The sequence below is a fragment of the Caballeronia temeraria genome, assembly GCF_001544795.2.
GTDB lineage: Bacteria > Pseudomonadota > Gammaproteobacteria > Burkholderiales > Burkholderiaceae > Caballeronia > Caballeronia temeraria.
Genome location: NZ_FCOI02000025.1, coordinates 41,756 through 66,492, shown reverse-complemented (window position 1 = coordinate 66,492; position 24,737 = coordinate 41,756). Strand labels below are relative to the sequence as shown.

At 61.6% G+C, this 24,737-nt stretch carries 20 protein-coding genes and 1 pseudogene; 8 read left to right on the top strand and 13 right to left on the bottom strand.

The genetic code is table 11. The features are described from left to right. The first annotated feature begins 160 nt into the window (after nucleotides 1–160). The 3 genes from AWB76_RS28145 to AWB76_RS28135 are packed head-to-tail and all read left to right on the top strand — an operon-like array spanning nucleotide 161 to nucleotide 1,622. The gene (locus tag AWB76_RS28145; protein WP_061163411.1) at nucleotides 161–676 is read left to right on the top strand and encodes a helix-turn-helix domain-containing protein; all 516 of its coding nucleotides are present in this window, start codon (nucleotides 161–163) and stop codon (nucleotides 674–676) included. Continuing rightward, a complete protein-coding gene (locus AWB76_RS28140) occupies nucleotides 673–1,095 on the top strand; it encodes a VOC family protein (RefSeq protein ID WP_061163410.1) in 423 nt (140 codons plus the stop codon). Before AWB76_RS28145 ends, AWB76_RS28140 begins: the two co-directional genes overlap by 4 nt. Nucleotides 1,096–1,136: 41 nt before the next feature. Next, nucleotides 1,137–1,622 carry an SLATT domain-containing protein gene (locus AWB76_RS28135; RefSeq protein WP_061163409.1) on the top strand — a complete coding sequence of 162 codons (486 nt, stop codon included), beginning with the start codon at nucleotides 1,137–1,139 and terminating at the stop codon, nucleotides 1,620–1,622. A gap of 338 nt (nucleotides 1,623–1,960) precedes the next feature. On the opposite strand, the gene AWB76_RS28130 is transcribed toward AWB76_RS28135, so the two are convergent. From AWB76_RS28130 to mdlC, 5 genes are all read right to left on the bottom strand, one after another. Further along, on the bottom strand, nucleotides 1,961–3,106 hold the full coding sequence (locus tag AWB76_RS28130; RefSeq protein ID WP_074171428.1) for an alpha-hydroxy-acid oxidizing protein: 1,146 nt from the start codon (nucleotides 3,104–3,106) through the stop codon (nucleotides 1,961–1,963). A 234-nt stretch (nucleotides 3,107–3,340) separates the two neighbouring features. Further along, nucleotides 3,341–4,717, bottom strand: coding sequence for an MFS transporter (locus AWB76_RS28125; RefSeq protein WP_061163407.1), 1,377 nt, complete (start codon nucleotides 4,715–4,717; stop codon nucleotides 3,341–3,343). A gap of 188 nt (nucleotides 4,718–4,905) precedes the next feature. Further along, entirely contained in the window at nucleotides 4,906–5,841 is a 936-nt protein-coding gene (locus AWB76_RS28120; RefSeq protein WP_279616462.1) for a ketopantoate reductase family protein, read from the bottom strand. Nucleotides 5,842–5,915: 74 nt separating this feature from the next. Then, a complete protein-coding gene (locus AWB76_RS28115) occupies nucleotides 5,916–7,367 on the bottom strand; it encodes an aldehyde dehydrogenase (RefSeq protein ID WP_061163449.1) in 1,452 nt (483 codons plus the stop codon). A 37-nt stretch (nucleotides 7,368–7,404) separates the two neighbouring features. Continuing rightward, entirely contained in the window at nucleotides 7,405–9,018 is a 1,614-nt protein-coding gene (mdlC, locus tag AWB76_RS28110) for a benzoylformate decarboxylase (protein WP_061163405.1), read from the bottom strand. A 301-nt stretch (nucleotides 9,019–9,319) separates the two neighbouring features. Between mdlC and AWB76_RS28105 the strand changes: the two genes are divergently transcribed. Further along, nucleotides 9,320–10,246, top strand: a complete 927-nt coding sequence (locus AWB76_RS28105; RefSeq protein ID WP_061163404.1) for a LysR family transcriptional regulator — start codon at nucleotides 9,320–9,322, stop codon at nucleotides 10,244–10,246. A gap of 446 nt (nucleotides 10,247–10,692) precedes the next feature. Here the strand turns inward: AWB76_RS28105 and AWB76_RS28100 are convergent, their stop codons facing one another. Further along, nucleotides 10,693–12,129, bottom strand: coding sequence for an MFS transporter (locus AWB76_RS28100; RefSeq protein WP_061163403.1), 1,437 nt, complete (start codon nucleotides 12,127–12,129; stop codon nucleotides 10,693–10,695). 24 nt (nucleotides 12,130–12,153) lie between these two features. After that, complete coding sequence (locus tag AWB76_RS28095) at nucleotides 12,154–12,627, bottom strand: nuclear transport factor 2 family protein (protein WP_061163402.1); 474 nt, start codon at nucleotides 12,625–12,627, stop codon at nucleotides 12,154–12,156. Between the two features lie 231 nt (nucleotides 12,628–12,858). Between AWB76_RS28095 and AWB76_RS28090 the strand changes: the two genes are divergently transcribed. Beyond that, nucleotides 12,859–13,530 (top strand): TetR/AcrR family transcriptional regulator, encoded by a 672-nt coding sequence (locus AWB76_RS28090; RefSeq protein WP_061163401.1) that lies wholly within the window; start codon nucleotides 12,859–12,861, stop codon nucleotides 13,528–13,530. Nucleotides 13,531–13,598: 68 nt separating this feature from the next. On the opposite strand, the gene AWB76_RS28085 is transcribed toward AWB76_RS28090, so the two are convergent. The 3 genes and pseudogenes from AWB76_RS28085 to AWB76_RS28075 all read right to left on the bottom strand — a co-directional run. Next, complete coding sequence (locus tag AWB76_RS28085; protein WP_244173478.1) at nucleotides 13,599–13,886, bottom strand: alpha/beta fold hydrolase; 288 nt, start codon at nucleotides 13,884–13,886, stop codon at nucleotides 13,599–13,601. 320 nt (nucleotides 13,887–14,206) lie between these two features. Beyond that, a complete protein-coding gene (locus tag AWB76_RS28080; protein WP_061163400.1) occupies nucleotides 14,207–14,899 on the bottom strand; it encodes an alpha/beta hydrolase family protein in 693 nt (230 codons plus the stop codon). A 215-nt stretch (nucleotides 14,900–15,114) separates the two neighbouring features. Beyond that, nucleotides 15,115–15,756, bottom strand: a pseudogene (locus AWB76_RS28075) (aspartyl/asparaginyl beta-hydroxylase domain-containing protein); the annotation flags it as partial. Between the two features lie 507 nt (nucleotides 15,757–16,263). Between AWB76_RS28075 and AWB76_RS28070 the strand changes: the two are divergent. Continuing rightward, entirely contained in the window at nucleotides 16,264–17,208 is a 945-nt protein-coding gene (locus AWB76_RS28070) for a hypothetical protein (protein WP_157696234.1), read from the top strand. A gap of 293 nt (nucleotides 17,209–17,501) precedes the next feature. Here the strand turns inward: AWB76_RS28070 and AWB76_RS28065 are convergent, their stop codons facing one another. The 3 genes from AWB76_RS28065 to AWB76_RS28055 form a co-directional block, all read right to left on the bottom strand. Then, the gene (locus AWB76_RS28065) at nucleotides 17,502–17,720 is read right to left on the bottom strand and encodes a hypothetical protein (protein ID WP_061163398.1); all 219 of its coding nucleotides are present in this window, start codon (nucleotides 17,718–17,720) and stop codon (nucleotides 17,502–17,504) included. A gap of 261 nt (nucleotides 17,721–17,981) precedes the next feature. Further along, nucleotides 17,982–19,910 carry a bifunctional diguanylate cyclase/phosphodiesterase gene (locus AWB76_RS28060; protein ID WP_061163397.1) on the bottom strand — a complete coding sequence of 643 codons (1,929 nt, stop codon included), beginning with the start codon at nucleotides 19,908–19,910 and terminating at the stop codon, nucleotides 17,982–17,984. Nucleotides 19,911–20,055: 145 nt separating this feature from the next. Beyond that, on the bottom strand, nucleotides 20,056–20,898 hold the full coding sequence (locus AWB76_RS28055) for an EamA family transporter (RefSeq protein WP_061163396.1): 843 nt from the start codon (nucleotides 20,896–20,898) through the stop codon (nucleotides 20,056–20,058). 105 nt (nucleotides 20,899–21,003) lie between these two features. On the opposite strand from AWB76_RS28055, the gene gcvA reads away from it, so the two are divergent. Both gcvA and AWB76_RS28045 read left to right on the top strand, forming a co-directional pair. Continuing rightward, the gene (gcvA, locus tag AWB76_RS28050) at nucleotides 21,004–21,912 is read left to right on the top strand and encodes a transcriptional regulator GcvA (RefSeq protein WP_061163395.1); all 909 of its coding nucleotides are present in this window, start codon (nucleotides 21,004–21,006) and stop codon (nucleotides 21,910–21,912) included. Between the two features lie 307 nt (nucleotides 21,913–22,219). Beyond that, complete coding sequence (locus tag AWB76_RS28045) at nucleotides 22,220–24,652, top strand: glucose/quinate/shikimate family membrane-bound PQQ-dependent dehydrogenase (RefSeq protein WP_061163394.1); 2,433 nt, start codon at nucleotides 22,220–22,222, stop codon at nucleotides 24,650–24,652. Nucleotides 24,653–24,737: the final 85 nt, after the last annotated feature.

The following is a 24,737-nucleotide window of genomic DNA, read 5'->3' as shown; positions in this document are numbered from 1 at the left end:
TCGGGCGCTAAGATGGTTTCCATCTCCTCTAGCTCTTTCTTCTCCAGGGATCGAGCGACTTTTACGTCGTGCGGATTGTCGTCCGCACGACGTTTTTCTTTGCGCTCGGGTCGCGCGCGCGACGGGCTACACTAGCCGCTCATCCCATAGCCCGAACGCCATGCCGACTCGCGATTCCGATTCCGAGACCGCCGATGCCTTGCAAGATCCGGCTTTGCTGCGGCGTCTGCTGCGCGCGAAGGATCGCATGGACGCGTCGTCGCACGAGGACTGGCCGGTCAGACGTCTGGCCGAAGTCAGCGGCGTTTCCGAAGCCCATTTCGCGCGCTCGTTCAAGCGGGCGTTCGGCATTCCGCCGCATCGCTATCTGTTGACGCGGCGCATCGAGCAGGCCGTCACGCTGTTGCGCGATACCGAGCTCGCGATCACGGATATCGCCTTCGTCACCGGATGGGAAAGTCTTGGCTCCTTCGGCCGTATTTTTCGCGATATCACCGGCCACAGTCCGCGCGCGATGCGCGTGCTGGCGCGCGCCGATGTGTCCTCGCTCGATCGCGTGCCCGCGTGCGTGCTGAAGGCGGCGCAGCGTCCCGATCTCACGATCGCAGTTTTGGAGAAGCGGCGGCGCGGCGCGAAAGGTACAGTGCGGCCATCTTCAACGGAGGAGGTCACATGAACCAGGGCATCAATGTGGTGGGCATCTATGTCGACGATCAGGACGAAGCGCTCGCGTTTTACGTCGAAAAACTCGGCTTTCGCGTTCACACCGATGTGCGCAACGGTACGTATCGATGGCTCACCGTGCAGCATCCGGAGCAGCCGTTGTTTCAGCTCGGCCTGTTCGCGCCGGGTGCGCCGATTCATGACGATGCCACCGCGCAAACCCTTCGCGCGATGGTCGCCAAAGGCGCGATGCCGCCGCTCGTGCTGTCGGTCGCGGATTGTCGCGCGACGTACGAGCGGCTGAAGGCGCGCGGCGTGGAGTTCACGCAGGAGCCGGTGGAGCGCTACGGGAGCGTCGATGCGGGTTTTCGCGATCCTGCCGGCAATGGCTGGAAGATGATTCAGGCGCCATCCGGACAAGATATGTCCTGATTCGCGGGGAAGATGAGGTCTGTTCGTAGAGTGCTTAGAACATGACCGATTCCAATACTTTGCTTCGTGTGCCCGCGTATGATCCGCCGCTCGACACGCCGGCGCTCGTGCTGGCGTGGATCAGGCGCGCGCGTGAATCGCAGATTCGTCATTACACGATGGCCGATAAACTCACGCGCTGCGGGCGACGATTGGGGCTTGCCGTCATCGGCATTACGGCGGCGACGGGCACGTCGGCGTTTCTGTCGCTCGTCGCGACGGTGGTGTCGCCGGATGTGCGTGTGGTTATCGGGATGACGAGTTTGAGCGCGGCTGTGCTTGCTTCGTTACAGACGTTTTTGCGGTATGGCGAGCGGGCGGAGTTACATCGCCGGGCGGGGGCGCAGTATGGAGCGGTGCGAAGGCGGCTGGAGGCAATTCATGCTGCTGATCCTTTGGTGCGCGACGCGTGTGTGATCGATGCCGTGAGGGATGAGCTGGATCAGATCGCGTCGACTGCGCCGCATTTGGGGCGGGTGGGACGGTGAGGCGTTGGCAAGAGCGTGATGCGACCGGCTAGCGGAACCCGCGACGTTGGTGCGCACGCGATGCGGGGCGTTTGTACGCAGCGTGTCGTGGCCGTGCGCTCCCCGTGTCGACGGGCGCATCGTCGGTCGGCTTAGACGCAGCTTCCTTGAACGACTGCGATCCTACGGACCTTCGACGGCTGCAGCGCCAGGCGGAATGGCCTTCCGTCGCTCCTCGCTTTGTCCGGTAGCGGTGACGTTTTCTTTGCGAATGCGCCTGCTCGAAGTACGGACGTGATGCACGGTGCGGCACGATCACGTGCGGAAATATCGCGTCGATGTGCCGGCTGCCCGCTCCCCTAAATAGGCCGCCGAGCAACACAACTCCGATTGACTTCCCTTATCGAACTGATCCCGGTCAGGGCGAGCGTCCGGTCGATTTCCTCTTTGATCATTGCCACGACGTCAGAGACACCGGCCTCTCCTTTCGCGGATAGCCCGTACAAGGTCGCGCGCCCGAGCATCACGGCCGTCGCACCCAATGCGACCGCTTTTACGACATCGGCACCTCTTCGAATACCACTGTCCAGAATGAGATCGGCAGTCGGCGTCGCGTCGGAAATGCTCGGCAATGCGTCGATCGGTGCGGGAAGATCCGCAAGCTGTCGTCCGCCATGACTCGAGACTATGACACCATCGGCGCCGATCTCTACGCATCGCTCGGCATCCTCAGCCGTCACGACACCTTTGACGAGTAGCTTGCCGGGCCAGTCATCGCGCAGGCGACGAAGGTCGTCCCAGCCAAAGCTCGCGTCCATTTCCCGCCGCAGCACGGCAGCCTGGGAAGCAGTATCGGACGCGTCATCGGTCGCGAAGTTTTTCAGCTGCGGCAACCCGTTTGTGAGGTAAGACCAGAGCCAACGGGGATGTGAAATGCCATCGAGAGCGCCTCGTGGAGTGATCTTGAATGGCATGGCGAACCCATTTCGCAGATCACGCTGCCGGAATCCATTCACCGCAACGTCCGTGGTCAGGACCAACGTTGAATAGCCAGCCGCTCGCGCCCGGTTGACCAGGCTCTTGGCCAAATTCCGATGTACCACGTATAACTGAAACCACAAGTCTCCGTCCGCGCCTCTTGATACCTCTTCGATCGACATATTCGACGCGGTAGAGAGCGCGAACGGAATGCCAGCTTTGCTCGCGGCGCGTGCAAGCGCAAGATCTCCATTGGGCCAGAACGCACTATTGAGACCTGTCGGCGCAATTACAAGCGGCGACGAAATTTGTCTTCCGAGAAGCTCGGTAGCCTGCACCCGCTTGCTCACATCGATGAGACGCCGGGGACGCAATTCCCATCGGTCAAAGGCCGCACGATTGTGCTTCAGGCCGGACTCGTCGTCAGCCCCGCCTTCGAGATAGTCGAACACCATCCTTGGCAACCGCCGCTGAGCCTCGCAACGATAATCACTGACGGAGAAGATGCCGGGAAATGCTCTTGTCATATTTGCGTCTCGCGTGACTGAACTGGAAAGGAGGGAAAGAAAGCAAGCTCATTTACCGCTCCTCACGGACCGTCGAGCACCGACCCGAGCCGAAGACCAACCGCAGTTTGATCGGTAGCAGCACATCGACTTATTGCGAGAATCAGATCGTGATCGCGCCGTCCTGACGCCGCGGGAATTGCGACCGGTACGCGCGGCTAGAAAGGGCCGCCCATCCCGGTCGCCGTTCCCGCCTTACTCAGTGACGACCTGAGTGACCAGGCGCTTCTGACGCAGCGCCGGGATATGGTTTTTGACTGCCGACAGCGAAATCAGTACCAACAGCATGGCGACTCCGAGCATCGCGAGATAAAGCGACGCTCCGCCCACTGTGATGACGACAGCGCCAGCGAATGCGCTGAGAATCGCGCCGAGTCGTCCAAACGCGAGCGCCGAAGCGAGGCCGGTTGCTCTCACGCGGGTCGGATAGACATACGCACACAAGGCGTACATCGTCGACTGAACTGCGTTCACAAAGAGACCGTGGACGCCCAGACCGATAACCAAAAGACTCGCGTGACTTGCCACGTCAACGCCTCGTAGGAAAAAGGCGCTCGCACATCCTCCTGCACAGCAGACCAGGAGCGGCCAACGCGAACCAAAACGCGTGATGGCCAACGCGCAGATGAGGGCTCCAAAGACGCCGCCCAGGTTGTATGCGGTCAGGCCCGAACCCGCGAGTGCCACGGGAAGGCCTTCCGATGCGAGCATGGTCGGCAGCCAGCTAAAGGCGGCATAGACCGCGAGCAGGCACATGAAGAACGCGCCCCAGATAGCAATGCTGTTGCGTCGCTGACCCGGCTCAAAAAGCGATCCGAAGCCGTCGCGTTGCTCGAGCCTTTGCTCGGCGGCGTCAACGAAAATCGTCTGTGCACCAGTCGGCCGCGACATTTTCGCGAGGAGCGCGCGCAGCTCGGTCCAGCGCTGTTCTTTGCGAGCGAGAAAGCGGGGAGACTCCGGAAACAAGAAAAACAGCAGAATGCCAAGGGCCAAGGGGATCGTGCCACCGATGAAAAACAAGCCACGCCACCCGAAGGTCGGCAAGACGGCACCGGCGAAGAACCCGGCAAGCATGCCCCCGAGCGGCACGCAAACGATGGTAGAGGTGACGGCAAGCGTGCGGCGGCGTGCCGGGGTGAACTCTGCGGTCATCGTCGTGGCACTCGGAAGCGCTCCGCCGATGCCTAGGCCCGCGATAAACCGAAGCGCGGCAATCATCGGTATGTCTTGGGCAAGCCCGATGGCGCAGGTTGCAGCGCCGAACACCACGACGCTACCGATGAGCGCCCAGCGCCGGCCGAATCTGTCGGCGAACAAGCCAGCGCAAGCGCTTCCGACGCCCATGCCAACCAGACCTGCCGCCACGGCCGGCGCGAACGCATTGCGTGTTATGCCCCACTCTTTGATGATGGTGGGAATGGCGTAACCGATGAGTTGGCCATCGAAGCCGTCCATGATGATGGACAGTGCGGCCAGACAGACGACGAACTTCTGAATGAGCGTAAAGGGTCCGTCGTCGAGAAGACTGCCAATGTCAGCAGTCTTCGAAGCGCTGAAGGTCTGCGAATTCATTGCTCCACCTCCGCGCACACGTTCGACGGTCTGTCGATTGCAACAGGGTCCGCGACGTCGCGCGGGAGCATGGCAAAACATATCTTCATGGCGATGTCTCCTAGGTACGCAGCGCCGAGTCGATCGACGCGTCTTTTGATGCATGAACGCGGACGTTTGTTGTTCTGTGTCGGAGTGCCCGCGGCAATCTACTTCGCAACGGCTGGTGCGTTTCGCGCGTCGATAAGCTTGACGAGTTTCGCCAACGTCTCGGTGTGCGGAACAGAAACGTTAAGTTTGCGGGCCACTTCGACGACTGCGCCGTTGATGCCTTCGATCTCTGTCTTTCGCCGGGCTAGAACGTCTTGCAGCATCGACGGCTTGTGCCCCTTGTGCTGTTCGATCGCGTGAACGATGTTTGCCGAGCACACGTTCAGATCCGCGGAAACGCCGCTGGCATTCGCCACTGAGACGACCTCGGCGGCAACGGCCAGCGCCAGGCTCTTGCTGTCCTCCAGCAGTCCAAGCTGGTCCACCGTCGTTCCAGTGACCGCACAGATGCTGTTGAGCGCAGCATTGAATGCCACCTTTTCCCAGATAGCCGCCCAGACGTTGTCGTCGATCTGACAATTCAGTCCGGCGGAATTGAGAGCCTCGGCGACGGCATTGACTTTGGGAGTGCGTTCACCGTCGGCACTCATCATCCGAATTGTCCCTTCGCCGTGACTGCTCACCGAACCAGGCCCGACGAGGTCCGCCGGCCACGTGGTAACGCCAACAAGCACGTTTGAGAGCGGCACGAAGTCTCGAATCGCTTCGACGTTTCCAAGTCCGTTCTGCAGCGTGAGTACGGCGGTGGTCTCGCCGAGCAGATGCTCGATGCCCGACAGGGCCGCGCGGGTATGCATCGACTTCGTGAAGACCAACAGCACGTGAGGCGACTTATCCGCAGCCCCGGGTTGCATCGCGGCGATGTTTTTGATGGCTCGAGTATCGCCATCTATCTCCAAGCGGAGGCCGTTCGCATCGATAGCGTCGAGATGCGGTTGATTGATGTCGATCAGCGTTACTGAATGACCGGCTTCCGCGAGGCGACCGCCGAACAACGATCCCATCGCTCCTGCACCGAGTACGGCTATTTCCATAATTGACATATCGACCGCGGCTGCGGTCTAACCTAAGGTTGCTGTGTAAGCTGCAAGGCTGACCCGGGTGAAATTCAAAACGGATAGTGTCGCGGCGACGTTTGCACTGTGACCCAGCGCAAGTCAGTAAAAGCGGCAATGCCTGCCTGTCCGCCGAAGTGGCCAAAGCCACTACCCTTGACGCCTCCAAAGGGCATCTGCGCTTCGTCGTGGACGGTCGGTCCGTTGACATGGCAAATTCCAGATTGGATGCGCCTGGCTACCCGCATCGCGCGCGCGACATCGCGACTGAACACGGCCGCAGCAAGACCGTATTCGTTATCGTTAGCGCATCGGATCGCTTCTTCTTCGCCGTCAACGCGTACGATTGCCTTGACAGGGCCAAACGTTTCTTCGTTGTAGATCCGCATGTTCGGCCCGACGTTGTCGACGAGCGTTGCAGGCATAAGCGTGCTGTCTGCTCGTCCTCCGCAGACCAAGGTCGCGCCTTTGAGCAAGGCGTCATCAATCAAGGCGTTGCAGCGTTGAACCGTCGCCATATCGACAACGGAGCCCAGGACGGCCGGCCCCTTTCGCGGGTCGCCGAGCGGCAGCGCTTTAGCCTTGTCACCAAGTTGCAGGACAAACTCATCGGCGATCGCGCGATCCACGATGATGCGCTCGGTGGACATGCAGATTTGTCCTGAATTGGCGAAGGCACCGAAAGCCGCAGCATCGATCGCTGCCGCTATGTCGGCGTCGTCGAGCACGATCAGCGGAGCCTTTCCGCCTAATTCGAGAACGGACGGCTTGAGATGCCGTGCGCAGCTTTCTGCGATGATTCTTCCGACCTTTGTTGAGCCCGTGAAATTGACACGTCGGATAGCCGGATGCGAAATCAGCGCCTCGACAACCGGACCTGCATCGGCAGGCGCGTTGGTCACGAAGTTGACGACGCCTGCAGGCAACCCTGCATCCATGAAGGCGTCCGCAATGAGCGCGTGCGTCGCCGGGCAGATTTCCGAGCCCTTCAGTACCACCGTGTTACCGCAGGCGAGTGGAAGGGCAACCGCACGGACTCCAAGGATGACAGGCGCATTCCATGGCGCAATCCCGAGGCATACGCCTGCCGGTTGCCGAACCGCCATGGCCAGGCTGCCGGGTACGTCGGACGGAATGATTTCGCCTGAAATCTGCGTGGTCAGTGACGCTGCGTCACGCAGGCCATCAGCGGCCAACCGCACGTTGAAGTCAGCCCAGATGCGCGAAGCGCCCGTTTCGGCCGCCATCGCGGAAGCAAACGCATTCGCCCTTGCTTCGAGCGCTTGCGCGGCGCCAAGGAGATAAGAGCGACGTTGCGTCGGGCCCAGCTGAGACCATTGAGCGAACGCGGCCGCAGCTGAATCCACTGCGTCACGAACGTCGTCGAGCGTACATGCAGGGGCCACGCTTGCCACGTCCCGATCCAAAGGGTTAGAGCGCTGGAATGTCGCGCCATTACTTGCGCCGACATGCGCTCCGTTGATGAGCATCGAAATTGTCTTCATAGTCTCCGCCGTATGTTTCTCTTTCTGCTGTAGGTCTTCAGGCCACCACGACCTCGACAAGACGCGGCTCGCCCGCCTCGAGGGCTTCCTTCAACTTCTCTGCAAGCTCCGCGGCGTCCGTGACACGGACACCGTTACAACCCATGCCTTGGGCAAGCGACACGAAATCCAGACCGGGAAGATCCGTGCCCTGAACCGGGTCGTCCGAAGCGAATCCAAACACCGGCGCAAACTCCTGAAGTGCGGCATAGCGCCGGTTGTTCAAAATGACAAACGTAATCGGCAGACGCATTTGCACGGCGCTATAGATCGCCTGGATGGAGTACATGCTCGAACCGTCTCCAATCAGTCCGACCACTCTGCGGTTCGGAAGAGCGAGCGCAACACCAACCGCTGCAGGCATGCCGTACCCCAAGCCGCCGCTAGCCATCGTGAAAAACGTATTGCTCTTTGTGAATGGCAGATACCGTTGCATGACGGGACGGGAACTCGGTGCCTCTTCAACGACGACGTCATTCGCGTCGCGAACTTCGGCCAGGGTTTGGAGCGCAAAGGCGACCGACATCACGGGCGACGGCTCAGCACGGGGTGGCCTCGGCCGAGGCTCAGGCAAAGGACGACTGTCCGGTGCCGCACGCGCCAGCAAGTCGCGCACGCCAAGGCGGACGTTGCCGACCACCGCGGCCCCCACGGGCGTCCACGCAGCGACATTGGGGTCATCGATGAGTTGGTAAAGCGCCGCGCCTGGAGGCACGTGCGGGCCTGTACCTTCGACGTGATACGAAAAAGCAGGCGCGCCAAGGACAAAAATAACGTCATGCCCATCGAGCAGCGAGACGATCTTTTCACGCATCGCGGGTAGAAATCCCGCGAAAAGCCGGTGGTCCTCGGGGAACGAACAACGGGCGCTCATCGGCGCGACAAACACGCGTGCGTTATGTCTCTCGGCCAGTTGAACAACTTCCTTCCATGCGCCGGCCCGGTCGACTCCCGCACCCACCACGAGAGCAGGCGTTCTCGATGCGTCCAGCGCTGCACCGAGCTTCGCCAATGCCTCCGGGTCGGGACGGACCGAGTTGCTGACAGTCGCGCGCTCATGAAACTCCGCAGGCTGGTCCCAGTCATCCACGGGGATCGAAACGAAAACAGGCCCACGTGGCTCCTGCATTGCAATGTGATACGCGCGCTCTAGCGCGCGCGGCACGTCTTGCGCGCGCGCGGGTTCAATCGCCCACTTCACGTATGGCTTGGGCAACTCGACTGCCTGTGCGGCGGAAAGGAACGGGTCGAAGGGCAAGATCGAACGGGCTTGTTGACCCGCCGTAATAACAAGCGGCGTCTGATTTTTGAATGCCGTGAAGATGTTGCCCATCGCGTTGCCGACGCCGGCCGCAGAATGGAGGTTCACTAACGCCGCGTTTCCAGTCGCTTGCGCATAGCCATCGGCCATCCCGACAACTGCCGCTTCCTGTAAGCCCAAGATGTATCGAAAGTCGTCGGGGAAGTCCCGGAACATTGGAAGCTCTGTCGATCCAGGGTTAGCAAAGATCGACGTCATTCCCAGTTCGCGCACAAGCTTGATGACGACATCCCTCACGGTGGCTTGTGTCGACAGACTGCTTTCTTCGCCTCGTTTGTCGCTGCCTTTCATTGCAATTCCTTTTTGGTTCAAGAGCGTTTCTGCTCGTCGGTAAAGCGAGTATGAAATTCTGAGACTTGCTTGAATATTGCTTTTTTGCACCAAACCATTTACCTTCGGGTTAAGGGTTGAACTCTGCGGCAACGGTCATGCGTTTAGGTAAGTCGCTGTTTCTAAGGGGTTTTGGGATGCTCCTTTTCGCCTCGGTGGCCGACCCCGTGTGTCCGTCTCCTTAGGGAACACCCCGAGCTGCATCCAAGCGCATTCGGCGCTCCGACGCGTGCCGGCATCGAGCTGATCCAGGGTAAAACTCATGAGCTACAACCTCCATCAATTGCATGCTTTAACGACCATCGTGTCGTCCGGTAGTCTCGGAAGGGCTGCGGCATTGCTCAATGTGACTCAGCCAGCACTCAGTCGAACAATCAAGCGCCTGGAGGAGGATGTGGGCGCGTCGCTCTTCGAGCGGCATGTGAAAGGCATGCAGTTGACGGATATTGGCGCCGCCTTGCTGCCGCATGCTCAGCTTCTATTGCGCGAGGCAGAAAATGCCCGCGAAGAGATCGACGCGATGCGCGGACTCGCCAGAGGTACGATCAAGGTCGGAGCAGTCGGCAGTCTCGCCGCCCACTTCCTTCCTATGGCCATCGATCGCGTCTTAGGAAAGTGGGGCAACTTGCACGTCGAAATCATTGAGGGCGTGTGGGACCGCCTTGCTGAGGGGCTCATCAATTACGAAATCGACCTCGCCCTGAGTACGGCTACCAACGACAGCGACGAGATCGTAGCTGTGCCTGACTGCCGATGGGAGGACAACAGCTTTGTGGTAGCAGCATTCAGCCATCCATTGCGCAAGAGACCCAAGCTCGCGCTTGCCGACACGTTGACTGCACGGTGGGCCATCCCGCCCAAAGGTACAGCCCCTTATGAACACATGCGGGAGACGTTCCTCTCTCGCAACCTCGACATGCCGGATATTGCTGTCCGTACGCGGTCGGTTACAGTGCTCAAAAGTCTGGTAGCCGAATGTTCGTTTCTGAGCTGGATGCCGGAACCGATGTACGACTCTGAAAGCAAGGCAGGGATCATGGGGACTCTGCCTATTCCGGGCATTCGCGCGGCCAGAACGCTGACGGCGTTTCAGCGCCGCAACGGGATACTGCCACGTCCATCGGCGCGTCTACTCGACGAACTCAGAAGTTTGACCGAGCGCGGCATGGCGTTGCAGACCACGCGATAAGCCCTATCCGTTCGGCTGGGTCGGCATTCCGGTCAAAACGACACCCTCATCTACGCGCTTACAATTGCGGCTTTGCGCTCATCAGCACGCGTCGATACCGCCGATGGCTGGCCGGCCGCCTAGGGCAAGGTTATCCAGAAGCACATCGCGATTTCACCAACGTTGCCTCGGATTCGCATCGGATACCGATGTCGCGGCGGCGCGCCCATCCGTAATACTGAACAACACCGCCGTCCAGAACTCGGCATCGCTCGCGCTGGAAGGTGCGTAAAAAGATTAGGAATCGAGAGTGACAACGCTCGTGAAGTCGAATCCGCTAAAACAGGCGAACTGCGCGTGTCCGTCCGCGCCTAACTTGCGGTACGGGTCGCAAGCGTGCACTGCCGCCGAGGCGTTGGTCTGTCCATGAATTCGACGCAAGCCAATAGAGTGATGGCGGGCCGGACTCAACGAGGCGCGGCGGTTGCAGCGGCATGAACGCTCGATCTTGAAGCGACAATAGACAGAACGGCGGAAACGGTCAGACTCCCACCGACGCACATCATTGCGACGACTAGCGCCCTAGCCAAAGTCATCGGATCCGTTGACGTCCCTGCGACACTGAAGAATACGCCGCCGATGACCGCGACACCCAGTGCCGCGCTGATTTGCAACGCCGAATTCGTGATGCCAGCGATCATCCCCGAACCGGTCGCCGGTGCGCGATTGATAACCGAGCGCACCAGCGTCGGCAGCGCCCAGCCCTGACCGAATCCCAGGAGCGCTACCGCCCCGATCAGCGGAAACTGGGCCGGCATCTGTCCGGGCGCGCCGGCTACGAGCGCGGCGAGGAGGATGCAGCCGGCGACCTCGAGCATCATGCCGACGGCGGGGACGCGGTCGCCGAAGAGGCGGATGGCCAGCGGCGTCGTCAGCGGCCCGATGAAGGCGCCGACCCCGAACGGGAGAAAAATCAGCCCTGTCTCGAAAGGGCTCATGCCAAGTGCCGCCTGGAGATAAACGGAGAACGTCAGGAAGAAAGCAGAGACGACGTAGAAAAAGAGGACGCCCGTAAGCCCGCTCATCAGGCCAGGCCTTCGGATTAGCTCCACGCTGATCAGGGGCACGCCGCCTCGGCGGGCGTAGGCCATCTCATATCGGCAGAAGCCTGCGCCAGCGAAGGGACACGCGACCAGCATTGCGCAGGCCCACCACGGCCACTCCAGCTCCCGCCCTTCGACCAGAGGCACGATGAGCAAGCCCAGCGTGAGCGCGCAAAGCAGCACCCCGATCCGGTCTACAAGCGCCGGACTGTCACCGCGGACGTCGGGTAGCAATGGCAGCCCGAAGATCAGGACGGCGGCGACGACAGGCGAGTTGATGAGAAAGATGACGCGCCACTCCAGGTGAAAGAAGTCCGCGGAGATCAACGCACCCCCGAGCGCCTGCGCGGCTACTGCGGCCAGTCCCACTGCGGCGCCATAGAGGCCTAACGCGCGCGCGCGCTCCTTCTCCGTGAACAGGGCGTGAATGGAAGCCAGTCCTTGCGGCGCCATGGCGGCGGCGCTCAGACCCTGCAGCACACGCCCGAAGATCAACATGGCGGGCGATGATGCGAGGCCGCAAATCACCGATGTCAGTCCGAAGCCCGTGAGGCCGACGAGGAAGACCGTCCGCCGCCCAAAGAGGTCGCCTAGCCGTCCTCCCGTGATAAGGAAGACCGCGTAGGCAGCGGCGTATCCGGAGATGACGAGTTGCAGCTCTGCAGCGCTTGTGTGGAGGGTGCTTTGAATGGACGGGAGGGCGACGTTCACGATAAAGAAGTCCAGCGGAGGGAGAAATGCGCCCACCAGCAACACCGCGAACGCCGACCATCGACGCGTGGAAGAGGTTGTCATATGCATAAGTCTCAGAGGCCGCGGACCGGGTCAGGCCGGACGGCCGAAGCGTTCAGTTCCCGTGATGGGGTGCCAGTTCTGGAGCGGCGTTGCGTAGTGCATGGTGAAGGCGCGCTCCAGGAATGCCCATCGGCCCTCGCGTCGCTGATAGATGTCGCGGTACTGGCCGCTCACTTGGAGCGTGCCCTGATCGACGTCGTAGAAAAGACAGTCCGCCGCGACCAGGCCGTGCCCGTTGTCGCCGTCCACCGTGATCAGGGCGTTTGCCATCCAATGATGCATGTGGGGCATGCGCTTCATGTTGATGCGTGCTTGCGCGAGGATGGCCTCCAGGCCGTCGGAGTTGCCGTTCGCGCCCAGGAGCAGTCGCGATTCGGGATGCCATAGAGTGGCCAGCAGCTCGATGTTCATGCTGTCGAACGCTTCGGCGTAGTTCGCGATCAGCGCATCGATGGCGAAGCGGCTTTCGATGGCGTCAAGACGTGCTTCAAGTTCTTTGTGCATTGGCTTATTAAGTACCAATCGGTACATTAATGGCTAAAAAAATGCGGGGCTCATATGGTGACCCCGCGCTGCTCCGAATTACATACCGAGTGATACAAATATACGTGGACGTGAAAGGCCGTGTCAACCGTCTTGTTGAACGGCTCGTGACGAGGCGCGGAGCTTATAAGCCGCGGCTTGCTCCGAAATTGTGTATCGACTAGTATGTATATTTCGACTGAAGGAGACGTTATGGTTCAGCGGGGTCGGCCACGCACGTTCGACCGCGATGCGGCAATCATTTCGGCGATGCATCTGTTCTGGGAACATGGCTATGAATCGACGTCGTTGTCGCAGTTGAAGGCCGCGATCGGCGGGGGCATCTCCGCGCCCAGCTTCTATGCGGCCTTCGAGTCCAAAGAGGCGCTGTACAAGGAGGCGCTGGAACGATACATGGAGATTTACGGCAAGGTGACGCGCAGTCTCCATGACACGTCGCTTCCGCCACGGGAGGGCGTGTTTCTGGCGATGCTTCGGTCGGCAAGGATGCAGACCGAGAGCGGCCACCCGAAAGGCTGTATGGTTGCGCTAGGCGTTGTCGGGGCCAGTTCCACCGGCAGCGAAGCCGTCACTCAGTTGCTTCGTGAGGTGCGCAATCGCACGCGCGCTGGCTTCCGCGCCTGCGTAGCACGGGGCATCGAGAGTGGGGAGCTGCGCAGCAGCACGGATCCGGCGTCGCTGTCCATCGCCCTCGACTGCTTTTTTCAGGGGTTGTCCGTGCTCGCCCGCGATCGTGTCCGCCATGCCGTCATCGAGAAGGCCGTGAACGACGCGATGGGGATCTGGGATGCCGCAGTAGACCAGCCCGTGCCTAAGGAGGTCTGCAAAACCCAGCACGGGCTCTCATTGCCTGAGGGCACCTGAGCCGCGAGCGTCAGCTCTCGATTGCTGCCACGAAGCGGGCGATGAGCCGCGCCGCCTCGGCCGGCGCTTCAAGCGGCGACAGGTGTCCCGTTCCGGGCAAGCACGTACATCGCCGCATGCGGAATGCGAGGCAACAGTTCAGCCTGTAACGTCGCGACCCGGTCAACCTGATCCCGCTCTCCTGAGATGACGATGGTCGGCACGTCGATAGACGCGATCGCTTCGGCGATATCTTCGCGCATCGCGATCTCGGGCCACGCAGCCTTCGCTTGCGGTGCGGCCTTCAGGCTGTCCTCGATGACCTGTTCGCGGCACCCGGGGTCGAGCGGTCTCGCGGTGAGGACGTGGTCGATCACGAATTCGACCGATTCGCGTACCCCAGCGGCTGCCTGTCTACCAGCGAGTGTCGAACGGCTGCAACGGCCAGGCGACCGGCCGATGCGCGTCGTTCGACCCAGTCTCGTTCCGCCTGCATTCCTAAGCGGTCACTCGCAACGGCGTCGACACCGGACGCGTTTCGGTCAAATCAAAAGCAAATGCTGTCCGCGATTTCCGGGGCGGATCACCGCATGCAGATCCGACAAATTCACTCACTCGGCCTGGGAAAAACGTGGCCGACGCGACAGGCGTCGCTGGCTCGCCGTCCCGATTCTGCTACAAGCATTCCTGCGCTTGCTCAGGTCACGCGCACGAACTCTCGCTCGGCGAAGAACCACGCCGACATCGTCCGTGCCAGCTCGAGCACGACCTCCGCGTCGGTCCGGCCGGAGGACGCGCGCACGTGGAAAGAATGATCTGCGTCGTCCACCACATGCAGCGTGGCGCGCGGCCCCAGCGTCTCGACGACCGACCTCAGCAAGGGAAGCTCGGCCAGCTTGTCGCGCGTGCCCTGCAGGAAGAGAAGCGGCACCGTGACGTCCGTCAGGTGCTGTGCCCGCTCCACGCCGGGCGCGCCCGCCGGGTGCAGCGGGAACGCGACGAAAGCGAGGCCACGCACGCCGTCGAGCGGGGAGATGGCTTGGGCCTGGGACGTCATGCGGCCGCCGAACGACCTGCCGCCCGCGAAGAGCGGTAGGGCTGGCAGCCGCCGGCGGGCCTCTGCGACGGCCGCGCGCACGGCAGCATGTGCCACGGCCGGCGAGTCCACCCGCTTGGAGCCCCGCTCCATGTACGGAAACTGGTAGCGTAATGTGGCGACTTTGGCCGCCGCAAGCGCGTCGGCCAATGACGACATGCCGGCGTGCTGCATACCCGCTCCGGCACCGTGCGCGAAGACATACAGGGCTCGCGCGTCCTCCGGCGCTCGGAGGAGCGCAGAGACTTGGGTGCCGTCGCACAGTGTCAGGGAAAGCGATTCTGGGTCGTCCATTGTATTCAGGTCATGCCGTTGAGGCCTTTGCGCCGATTCCGCATCAATGAGGCATCGGGGAGCGTTTGTGGCGGCCTCCGGCAACGCATTGCGCAGGCGGACTCGAAAAACTGTTGCGCCTTTTGAATGGCCGCTCGCCTTGCATCACCCGCCATCCAGGGATGTTGGCGGCGTTACGGCACCGCCGGTCTGGGCTCGCTTGCCTTCGTCTGCCTCTAGTGCCAGAAAACCGCAACCGCTATTCCGCCGAACAGCAGCCACTTCACGATGTAGTACACGATCCGGTTCCACGCTTTAAGACGCTTTCCAACGAGTCGGATCGAATAGAGATATTTGAACACGCGATTCAGACCGCCGGTACGGTCACCCATCTCATTCGGCGAGGTAGCCGCGCGCATCAGGAAGCCGCCTACCGCGTGGTTGAACGCCTGAGCCCACCAGTATTTCATCGGTCGCTCGATGTCGCAGAATAGGATGATGCGGTCCTTGTCCGTCTTGTTCTCGGCCCAGTGCAGATCAGTTTCGTCGAACACGACTTCTTCGCCGTCGCGCCAAGAATAGCGCTCGCCGTCGACGATGATCGCGCAGTTGTCGTCGTTCGGCGTCACGAGTCCCAGGTGATAGCGCAGCGATCCTGCGTATGGATCACGGTGCAGCGTAAGCACGCCGTCGGGCGGCAGCGTGGCGAACATGGCGGCCTTTACCGTCGGAATGTTTCGCAGGATGGAGAGCGTGTTCGGACACAGCGCGACGGCGGACGGATGGGGGCGGTCATACCATTTCAAATAGAAGCGCCGCCAGCCGCGCCGGAAGAATGAGTTGAAGCCGATGTCGTTATACGCGCCTGCAGCCCGAATCGCATGATTTGTCCCTCGCATCCAGTCCCTGACTTAGTGACGAGGCGGCGTATATCACGGGAGCAAATCTAACGGTCGATGGCGGAACGAATGCCTAGGCGGGAATCAAGTGACTCCCGTCGCACAGTGAACTTGCCGTGCTTGCTTGCTCCGTATTTGGTAATCAGGCACGCACATGTCGGCTCACATTGAAGCAACGCCCTATCGTGACCGACACATCGCGATTTTGCATGTTTATCGATGCAACCACCGGCCGTTCAGCTTCGAGAACGGCCGCTTTTCTCGCAGTCGCGGACGACCCAACATAAAACCGGCTCCCTTTGACATGAATCCCAATGAGCACCGGCAAACAACGCATATTCCCCAGACAATTCCCCGTTCAGAAGGGACCGCTTGTCCTTCCGCAACAATCCCCGATATGCTACGGTAATTCGTATGCATTACTTGCGACCGGACGATCGCTGATTGTCGATCGGCCTTCCGAAAAGATTCGGATGGAGTGTGACAATGGAACAGCGAGGCGATGGCTCGTCGCTTTATTTCGTCATCTGCCCCCGATGTGAAACCCTTTCAGCAGTCGAAGAAAGCGTGTGCCCATTTTGCGGCGCGGACCGGCACGGGGCCGTGCTCACGCGGGGCGCGGGAACCGCTCTGCGGGCAGTCGAAGCGGCGCGCGGCGTCACGCGTCATTTTCAGACGCGCGAGGAACCGCCGCGCTTACGCTGGTTCTCGCGTCCGAGCATCTATGAACCGCGCTTGCCCGCAGCCGTGTCCAGCAATACGGCCGTGCTCGAAACGGAACGCTCATCGCATTCGATACTCGCTACAGTCGCGATGGGCACTGTCGTGCTCATCGCCTGTTTTCTCGCACGCGCGTACGTCGAGCAACGCGGATCGACACCCCGCGCGGCGTCGCTGCCTGTGGCCGTCGCGGGTGCGGTTGCCGGGACCGTCGGCACGGCTGCGGCGAAAGCACCGGCGACGGTCGTCAATCTCGATTCCGCCGATCGCATCGCCGAAGGATCGTCTCATTCAGTCCAGCGTCCGTCGCCGGTGATTCCTGTCGCGGCCTCAAGCACGGACAGCACGCGTCAGAACGTCGTCGCCGAACGGTCGGTCGAAAAGAAAGAGCCAACCCCCTCGACAAAACGCACGCTCAAGACGGCGTCAAAGCGCATCTCCAAAGACGTTTCCAAAACCGCTTCGAAGAACGTATCGAAACCGACGTCGAAGTCCGCCACCGCATGCTCGCATAAGTCCGATCGAAAATGCGTCGAAGCGACGAAGGGCCACCCGTCGAAAAAAGCGCCGAACCAGCAGCAGACGCGCACCGAGCCGGCCTCTCGAACGAAGTCCGGCACGAAGGACTTTCAGAAGATCGCGGCCATTGCGCCGCCGGTGAAGCCGGCCATGACCGCGGACGGCAGCTGGCGGCCGAGCAAAAAGAATTAAACGGAGCGCATCATCGTATGTGCTGAGAAATAACCCGCCGCGATCAGATCCGCTTGGCTTTGCGGAACCATCGAAAGAGGGTATTGATCGTGACGATCGCCGGTTTACGACCTAATAGCCGAAGCGCATGTGCAATTCGGGCTGATGTCGGCTCAGCGCCGACGAATCGTGCGCCCCGCATGACTGAGTCGACGTTTGGTGATATTTCGCGCGGCAGTGACTGGCCGCGCGCGAACAAGAAAGCATCCGGCAAGAAGGCGCTTCGCGTGGAATGCGAAGCGCCTGAATGAAGCTTATGCGACGGGTTGCCAATGCTCGTCGACGGTCTTGTCCGTCACGCGCACCTTCGCGACCATCGGCGCGTAGCCGCGCAGCTTGATTTCATCGACGGCAAGACGCTCCGAGCGAAAACTCTGCTGCGTCATTCTCGTGCCGTCGGGGAATTCGAGCGCATAGCCCTCGATCGGCCCCCATTGGCCCTTGGGCATCGGTTCGATATAAACGTTCTGCATCGCGTTTCTCCAGCGTGATTGGAAACCTTCGGGCGGTTCACATCAGCGAACACGCACCTCTTGTATAAGAGGTTAGCGAAGAAACGACTCCGGCCGGTTGCGATGCGTGCTCTCACACACGAAATAAAGTTTGATTCAAATCAATGGACTAGACGCGCGCTCTCATGATGAGAAAGCCCATTCTCCGATGTGCAACTCACGTCATGCTGCCATGCAGCGTGAATTTTCGGGAACCGGGCTTTCATTTCGTATCGTGAAAAATCAAGGGTGTACGGCACTTTGACGATCGGCGTCGAGATAGTTGTTGATCGCGGGTGCGGCGTCGGCCGGCACGGATGCGAAGCGAAAGCCGTTGCGCCCTTTGCGCTTGGCTTCGTACATCGCGCGATCGGCGTCGCCGAGCATCGCTTCGGCAGAGGTGTCGGAGCCGCCCGCGCACATTGCGATGCCCACGCTCGTGCCGAGATGCGCCTCGGCGCGTCCCAGCTCGAACGGCCGGCCGATCGCCCGGCAGATGTCCTGCGCGATCCGGCTGCACGCACTCGATGACGAGATGCCTCGCGCGAGCAGCACGAATTCATCGCCGGCGAGGCGGCACACGAGATCGCCCGCGCGCGTCGTTTTCTTCAGACGCGTGGCGACCTGTTTCAACAACGCGTCGCCAACATCGTGGCCGTGCTGATCGTTCACGGTCTTGAAGCCGTCGAGGTCCATGAAGAAGAGCGCGAAGGGCACCGCTTCATCGCGGGCGGCATCGACTGAAAGCGCGAGCTGCTCGGCGAGCGCGCGCCGGTTCGGCAGGCCCGTCAGCGCATCGAGCATGACTTCGGAGCGCATCTGATTTTCGCGTCGCTTGGTCTCGGTGATGTCCTGCGACATGATGTAGAAGCCGGCGACGGCATCGCGCTGAAACTCGGGGATATACGTGGCATTCCAGATGCGGGTCGGTGCGCCTTCGTAGACGATATCCTCATGCGTCACGCGTTCGCCCGCGAGCACGCGGCGAAAGTAGGGCAGACAGCGCTCGAAGGTCGCCGCGCCGATCGTGTCGCGCACGCGCTTGCCACGCAATGCAGCGGGATCGACGCCGAAGACCTCGCGATACACCTGATTGTTGAAGCGATAGCACAGGTCCGCATCGACATGGGCGATCAGCACGGGCAGATTGTCCGTGATCGTTTGCAATGCAACGCGGCTGCTCGTCAGTTCACGCGTGCGTTCGAGCACGCGGCGCTCCAGTTCCTGCCGATAATCGCGCAACACCTGTTCGCTGTATTTGCGGCTCGTGATGTCGTGCGCCACGCTCACGAAGTGCAGCGGCTGGCCGCAATCGTCGCGGATCAGCGCGACGGACAGCTCGACCCACACGAGTTCGCCATCGCGGCGCCGATAGCGTTTTTCCAGCGTATACGTCTTGCTCGTGCCGTCGAGCAGTTCGGCGACCAGTTGCAGATCGGCGCGGAGATCCGCTTTCTCGGTGATCTGCTGGAAGGTCATCGTGACGAGTTCGTCGGCGCTGTAGCCGGTGATCTCGCACAGCTTCGGATTGACTTCGATGAAGCGTCCGTCCAGATCGACGATGGCCTTGCCCGTCGGCGTCTGCTCGAAGATCGTGTGAAAGCGCGTCTCGGACAGGCGCAGCTTGCGGCGGTCGGCTTCCTGGATCTCCCGCGTCTCGCGTGCCGCTTCGCGCTGCACGATTTCGCGCTCGACGGTGGCCGCGAGATCGCACAAGGCGGCTTGCGTGCTGGCGCTCAACGTGCGCGGCTTCGTGTCGATCGCGCACAGCGTGCCGAGCACGAAACCTTTGGACGAGCGCAGCGGCACGCCCGCGTAAAAGCGAACGTGCGGCGCGCCCGTGACGAGCGGATTGCCGGCGAAGCGCGCATCGGCGTGAGCATCTTCCACGAGCAGCAGACGTTCGGAATGCAGAGCGTGCGTGCAGAAGGACACATCGCGCGCGGTTTCGCAGACGTCGAGTCCGACGCGCGACTTGAACCACTGCCGGTCTTCATCGACGAGCGATATCAGCGCGATCGGCACCTGCAACAATTCGGCGACGACGCGCGTCACACGGTCGAAGACGTCTTCCTGCGGCGTGTCGAGCAACTCGAGACTGCGCAACAACTGGAGCCGCTTCGCTTCGTCGGCGGGCAAAGGCGCCGTGTGCCATTCGTGTACGGGTTGCAAGGTTTTCTTCTCTGAATATCGCCATCGGGCCCAATGCCGCGATGAGCAATTTATCGAACCTTGCGCAATCCCGATTCGTCGATCAAAGGGACGAGCGGGCCTCAGTTCGCCGCATGTGCCTTACGGGTGAAAGGAGGCGGCCGGCTCACAAACCGAGACACACGGCCCCGCACGCGACGACCACGCACGCGAGCCAGCGTTTCGCGCTGACCGGCTCCTGAAGAAACACACGGCCGATGAGCGCCGCGAACACCACGCTCGTCTCGCGCAACGCCGATACCGCGCCCATCGCGCCGGACTGCATCGCCCAGATCACGATGCCGTAGGCCGCGATCGACACGAGCCCGCCCGCGAGCGACGAAGCCACGGCCATCGGCGCTTGCTTCACGGGCGTCCAGAGCGCGGGAAGGCCGCGTCTCGCGACGAAGATCACCGGCATGAACCAGTAGAACATGAACATCCACGCGGTGTAGGTGATGGCCTCGCCGCCGGAGAGACGCACGCCGATGCCGTCGATCACCGTATAGATCGCGATGGTGACGCCGGTCGTCAACGCGGCGATCGCGCCTGGCCGAGACACGCGGCCGCCCTGCAACGCGAGCGCGATGATGCCGCCCGAAATCAGCACGATGCCGAATGCGTGCAGCGGGCCGATCGCTTCGTGCGCGAAGAGCGCTGCGCCGAGCGTGACGAGCATCGGCGACGAGCCGCGCGCGATCGGATAAGCCTGCGCGAGATCGCCGCGACGATACGAGCGCACGAGACTCACGTTATAGACGACATGCACCAACCCCGACGCGACGATATACGGCCACGCGGCCTGCGCGGGCATCGGCAGATAGAGGACGACGAACGTAGACACGACGCCGATCGCGATGCTCATCCACGTCATCGAGAGGAACCGGTCGCGATTGCCATGAAGCATCGCGTTCCAGCTCGCGTGAAGCACGGCTGCAAAGAGGACGACACCGCCGGTATAGGTGAACATGCGTTTTTATGTCGGTTATGTGACGGATGATTCATAGAATAACTATCTTGTAGACCGGTCACAAACCATATAAATTGCGTCGTCGAGTTAGAAAATCTATTTCGAATGAGGCCGACTTTGCCTTCGCTCAACGCGCTGCGCGCCTTCGAGGCTGCGGGGCGGCTCGGCAGCTTCAAGGAAGCGGCCGCCGAATTGCATGTGACGCACGGCGCGATCAGTCAGCAGGTGCGCCTGCTGGAAGCGTGGCTCGGCGCGCCCTTGTTCGAGCGGCATAACCGGCGCGTCATCCTGACGCCGGCGGCGCGCGCGTATCTCGCGGAAATCGGTCCGCTTTTCGATCGGCTTTCGCAGGCCACGGCGCGTTATGGCCTGTCCGAGGCCGTGTCGCGCACGCTTACCGTGAATGCGCTCGCGACATTCACGTTGCGCTGGCTCGTGCCGCGGCTCGAAAAATTCCGCGTGCATCATCCCGATGTCCAAGTGCGGATAGAGACATCGAACGAGCCGGTGGAAAGCCTGAAGGACGCGTACGACGTCGTGATTCGCGGCGGCCCGGACACGTTCTACGGTTACGCGATGCGGCCCTTTCTCAGAGAGGAGCGCTTGCCCGTGTGCAGTCCGGCGCTGCTGAAACGCATTCCTTTGCAGACGCCCGAAGACATGCGCCGGCACACGCTGCTGCATACGTCGAGCTTGCCGCGCATCTGGCCGGAGTGGCTCGCACGGGCGGGCATTCCGGAACTCACGCCCGCCGCGGTGCTCACCTTCGATCACTTCTATCTGGCGTTGCAGGCAGCCGTCGATGGCATGGGCATTGCGATGGGGCCGAGCGCGCTCGTCGCCGACGATATCGCCGCAGGCCGTCTCGTCGCGCCGTTCGATGGTCCGCGTTTGCCGTCGCGAAGCTACTGCACCTATGTCGCCGATAAAAAAGCAGGCGACGATCTCGTCGTGCTGTTTCGCTCGTGGCTCGAACGCGAAGGCGAGACCTTCGCGAGCACGCACGACATGTGAACGTGCGATGCGCGGCGAGGCCTCAACGATGCACGCGTTTAACTATCCAGTTAGAATATAGAGGTTTACGCTAATGCCCCGGCCGGTTCGTATCGGCCGCACGGGGCAGGCGATCCAGCCGCGCACATCGGCGCACGCATGCTCGCGTCGTCGCATTCTCGTGTGTCGCGGTATCGGCGAATGACGAGATGCGTCGCTCGACGCATCGACTTCTCGGAACGTATTCATCGCCCGGTGCAGCACGGCCGCGGCGTTCCGTTTCGTCGGCCGATGCCGGATCGCATGGCAGATTCCTGGAGAAGATTCGATGTCTACGAGTGAAACCCGTCTTTCAGCCGCGCTGAGAGCAGGGTGTGTTTTGTTGGGCCTCGCGTTGTTGGCCACTGGTCTCATTTTCGCCGGCGGCGGCGCGAAGCTCGCGCTTCTGCACGGCAGCACCTATTTCGTGATCGCGGGCGTGGTCATCGTCGTGGCGGCGGTGCAGTTCATGCGCGCGAAGTCGTCGGCGGTGCTCGCGTTCGGCGCAGTGTTTATCGGCACGCTGATCTGGGCGCCCATCGACGCCGGTTTCGATTTCTGGCCGCTCGTCTCGCGTCTGATGCTGCCGGCCGGTTTCATGGTGCTCGCATTGCTCACGTGGCCGTCGCTACGCAAGCATGAGACCGGCAAGCCCGCGTCGAAGCGTGCATATGGCCTCGCTGCCGTCATCGCGCTTGGCATGATCGTCACCTTCGTGCAGATGTTTCAGCCGCATCCGAGTGTCGCGTCCGATGGCGTGGAGACGCCGCTCGTGCCCGTCGCGAAAGAGCACGCGCAAAAAGACTGGAGCAACTACGGCAACACGCCCGGCGGAAACCGCTTCGTGGCGCTCGATCAGATCACGCGCGATAACGTGAAGGATCTTCAGGTCGCGTGGACGTTCCATACCGGCGACGTTCCCGAAAGCCCGACCGGCAACGGCGCGGAGGATCAGCAGACGCCGCTGCAGATCGGCGACCGCATCTATATGTGCACGCCGCATAACAACGTGATCGCCGTCGATGCCGACAGCGGCAAGCAGATCTGGAAGCGCGAAATCAACGCGCAGGCGCAGGTGTGGAATCGTTGCCGCGGCCTCGCGTATTTCGATGCCACGAAGCCTTTGACGCAGCCTTCGGTCGACGGCTCGACGCCCGTGACCGCTGTTTCCGTCGCGGCGGGCGCTAGCTGCCAGCGTCGTCTGTTGATGAACACGATCGACGCGCGCCTCGTCGCCATCGACGCCGACACGGGCGCGCTGTGCGAAGGCTTCGGCGAGCACGGTTTCGTGAATCTGAAGGCGGGTCTCGGCGTGGCCGACGATCCGAAGTATCAGCTGACCTCGGCGCCGACGCTCGCGGGCACGACCGTCGTCGTGGGCGGGCGCGTGGCGGACAACGTGCAGACCGATATGCCGGGCGGCGTGCTGCGCGGCTTCGATGTGATCACCGGCGAGATGCGCTGGGCCTTCGATCCGGGCCGCGACGATCCCAACGCGCGCCTGCAAGCGGGACAAACCTACGCGCGCAGCACGCCGAACTCGTGGGCGCCGATGTCCTACGATCCCGCGATGAACACCGTCTTCATCCCGATGGGCAGCTCATCGGTGGACTTGTGGGGCGGCAATCGCACGCCGCTCGATCACAAGTACGCGACGTCGATCCTCGCGCTCGATGCGACCACCGGCAAGGAAAAGTGGGTGTACCAGACAGTTCACAACGACCTGTGGGACTTCGACATTCCGATGCAGCCGAGCCTCATCGACTTTCCGCAAAACGATGGATCGGCGAAGCCCGCCGTTGTGTTCGGCACGAAGTCCGGACAGATCTTCGTGCTCGACCGCATGACGGGCAAACCGCTCACGCGCGTCGAGGAACGCAAGGTGAAGACCGGCACGATAGCGCAGGAGCAGTACTCGTCGACTCAGCCGTTCTCGGTCGGCATGCCGACGATCGGCGCGGCCACGCTGAAGGAATCGGACATGTGGGGCGCAACGCCGTTCGATCAACTGATGTGCCGCATCAGCTTCAAGTCGATGCGTTACGACGGCCTCTTCACCGCGCCGGATACGGATGTCTCGTTGAGCTTTCCGGGATCGCTCGGCGGCATGAACTGGGGAAGTCTTTCGACTGATCCGAATCATCACGTCATCTTCGTCAACGATATGCGTCTGGGTCTCTGGGTGCAGATGATTCCGCAAAAGACCGACAGCGCACCCGCGAGCAACGGCGGCGAAGCGGTGAACACCGGAATGGGCGCGGTGCCGCTGAAGGGCACGCCGTATGCCGTCAACAAGAACCGCTTCATGTCGCCGCTCGGCATTCCGTGTCAGAAGCCGCCGTTCGGCACGCTGTCGGCCGTCGATCTGAAGACGCAAAAGCTCTTGTGGCAAGTGCCCGTCGGCACGGTGCAGGACACGGGACCGTTCGGCATCAAGATGCGCATGAAGATGCCCATCGGCATGCCGACGCTCGGCGGCACGCTCGCGACGCAAGGCGGCCTCGTGTTCATCGCGGGCACGCAAGACTACTATCTGCGCGCGTTCGACAGCGCCACCGGCAAGGAAGTGTGGAAGGCGCGCCTTCCGGTCGGAAGCCAGGGCGGCCCGATGAGCTATGTGTCGCCGAAGACCGGCAAGCAATACGTGCTGATCTCGGCGGGCGGTGCTAGGCAATCGCCGGATCGGGGCGACTATGTCATCGCCTACGCATTGAATCGTTGATCTATCATGGCGGGCGGCATCGAGTGCATGCCGCTGCCTCTTTCGACTTTTCCCTTTACTTCGATCGCGTCGGCTCCCTATCCGG

Excerpts from the sequence above, each read along its gene's own strand:
- AWB76_RS28080 (WP_061163400.1), bottom strand. The coding sequence starts at position 14,899 with ATGGACGACCCAGAATCGCTTTCCCTGACACTGTGCGACGGCACCCAA.
- AWB76_RS28145 (WP_061163411.1), top strand. The coding sequence starts at position 161 with ATGCCGACTCGCGATTCCGATTCCGAGACCGCCGATGCCTTGCAAGAT.
- AWB76_RS28065 (WP_061163398.1), bottom strand. The coding sequence starts at position 17,720 with ATGCAGAACGTTTATATCGAACCGATGCCCAAGGGCCAATGGGGGCCG.
- AWB76_RS28055 (WP_061163396.1), bottom strand. The coding sequence starts at position 20,898 with ATGTTCACCTATACCGGCGGTGTCGTCCTCTTTGCAGCCGTGCTTCAC.
- AWB76_RS28135 (WP_061163409.1), top strand. The coding sequence starts at position 1,137 with ATGACCGATTCCAATACTTTGCTTCGTGTGCCCGCGTATGATCCGCCG.
- AWB76_RS28070 (WP_157696234.1), top strand. The coding sequence starts at position 16,264 with ATGGAACAGCGAGGCGATGGCTCGTCGCTTTATTTCGTCATCTGCCCC.
- AWB76_RS28105 (WP_061163404.1), top strand. The coding sequence starts at position 9,320 with ATGAGCTACAACCTCCATCAATTGCATGCTTTAACGACCATCGTGTCG.
- AWB76_RS28130 (WP_074171428.1), bottom strand. The coding sequence starts at position 3,106 with ATGACAAGAGCATTTCCCGGCATCTTCTCCGTCAGTGATTATCGTTGC.
- gcvA (WP_061163395.1), top strand. The coding sequence starts at position 21,004 with ATGAGGCCGACTTTGCCTTCGCTCAACGCGCTGCGCGCCTTCGAGGCT.
- AWB76_RS28100 (WP_061163403.1), bottom strand. The coding sequence starts at position 12,129 with ATGCATATGACAACCTCTTCCACGCGTCGATGGTCGGCGTTCGCGGTG.
- AWB76_RS28125 (WP_061163407.1), bottom strand. The coding sequence starts at position 4,717 with ATGAATTCGCAGACCTTCAGCGCTTCGAAGACTGCTGACATTGGCAGT.
- AWB76_RS28095 (WP_061163402.1), bottom strand. The coding sequence starts at position 12,627 with ATGCACAAAGAACTTGAAGCACGTCTTGACGCCATCGAAAGCCGCTTC.
- AWB76_RS28045 (WP_061163394.1), top strand. The coding sequence starts at position 22,220 with ATGTCTACGAGTGAAACCCGTCTTTCAGCCGCGCTGAGAGCAGGGTGT.
- AWB76_RS28140 (WP_061163410.1), top strand. The coding sequence starts at position 673 with ATGAACCAGGGCATCAATGTGGTGGGCATCTATGTCGACGATCAGGAC.
- mdlC (WP_061163405.1), bottom strand. The coding sequence starts at position 9,018 with ATGAAAGGCAGCGACAAACGAGGCGAAGAAAGCAGTCTGTCGACACAA.
- AWB76_RS28115 (WP_061163449.1), bottom strand. The coding sequence starts at position 7,367 with ATGAAGACAATTTCGATGCTCATCAACGGAGCGCATGTCGGCGCAAGT.
- AWB76_RS28090 (WP_061163401.1), top strand. The coding sequence starts at position 12,859 with ATGGTTCAGCGGGGTCGGCCACGCACGTTCGACCGCGATGCGGCAATC.
- AWB76_RS28120 (WP_279616462.1), bottom strand. The coding sequence starts at position 5,841 with ATGGAAATAGCCGTACTCGGTGCAGGAGCGATGGGATCGTTGTTCGGC.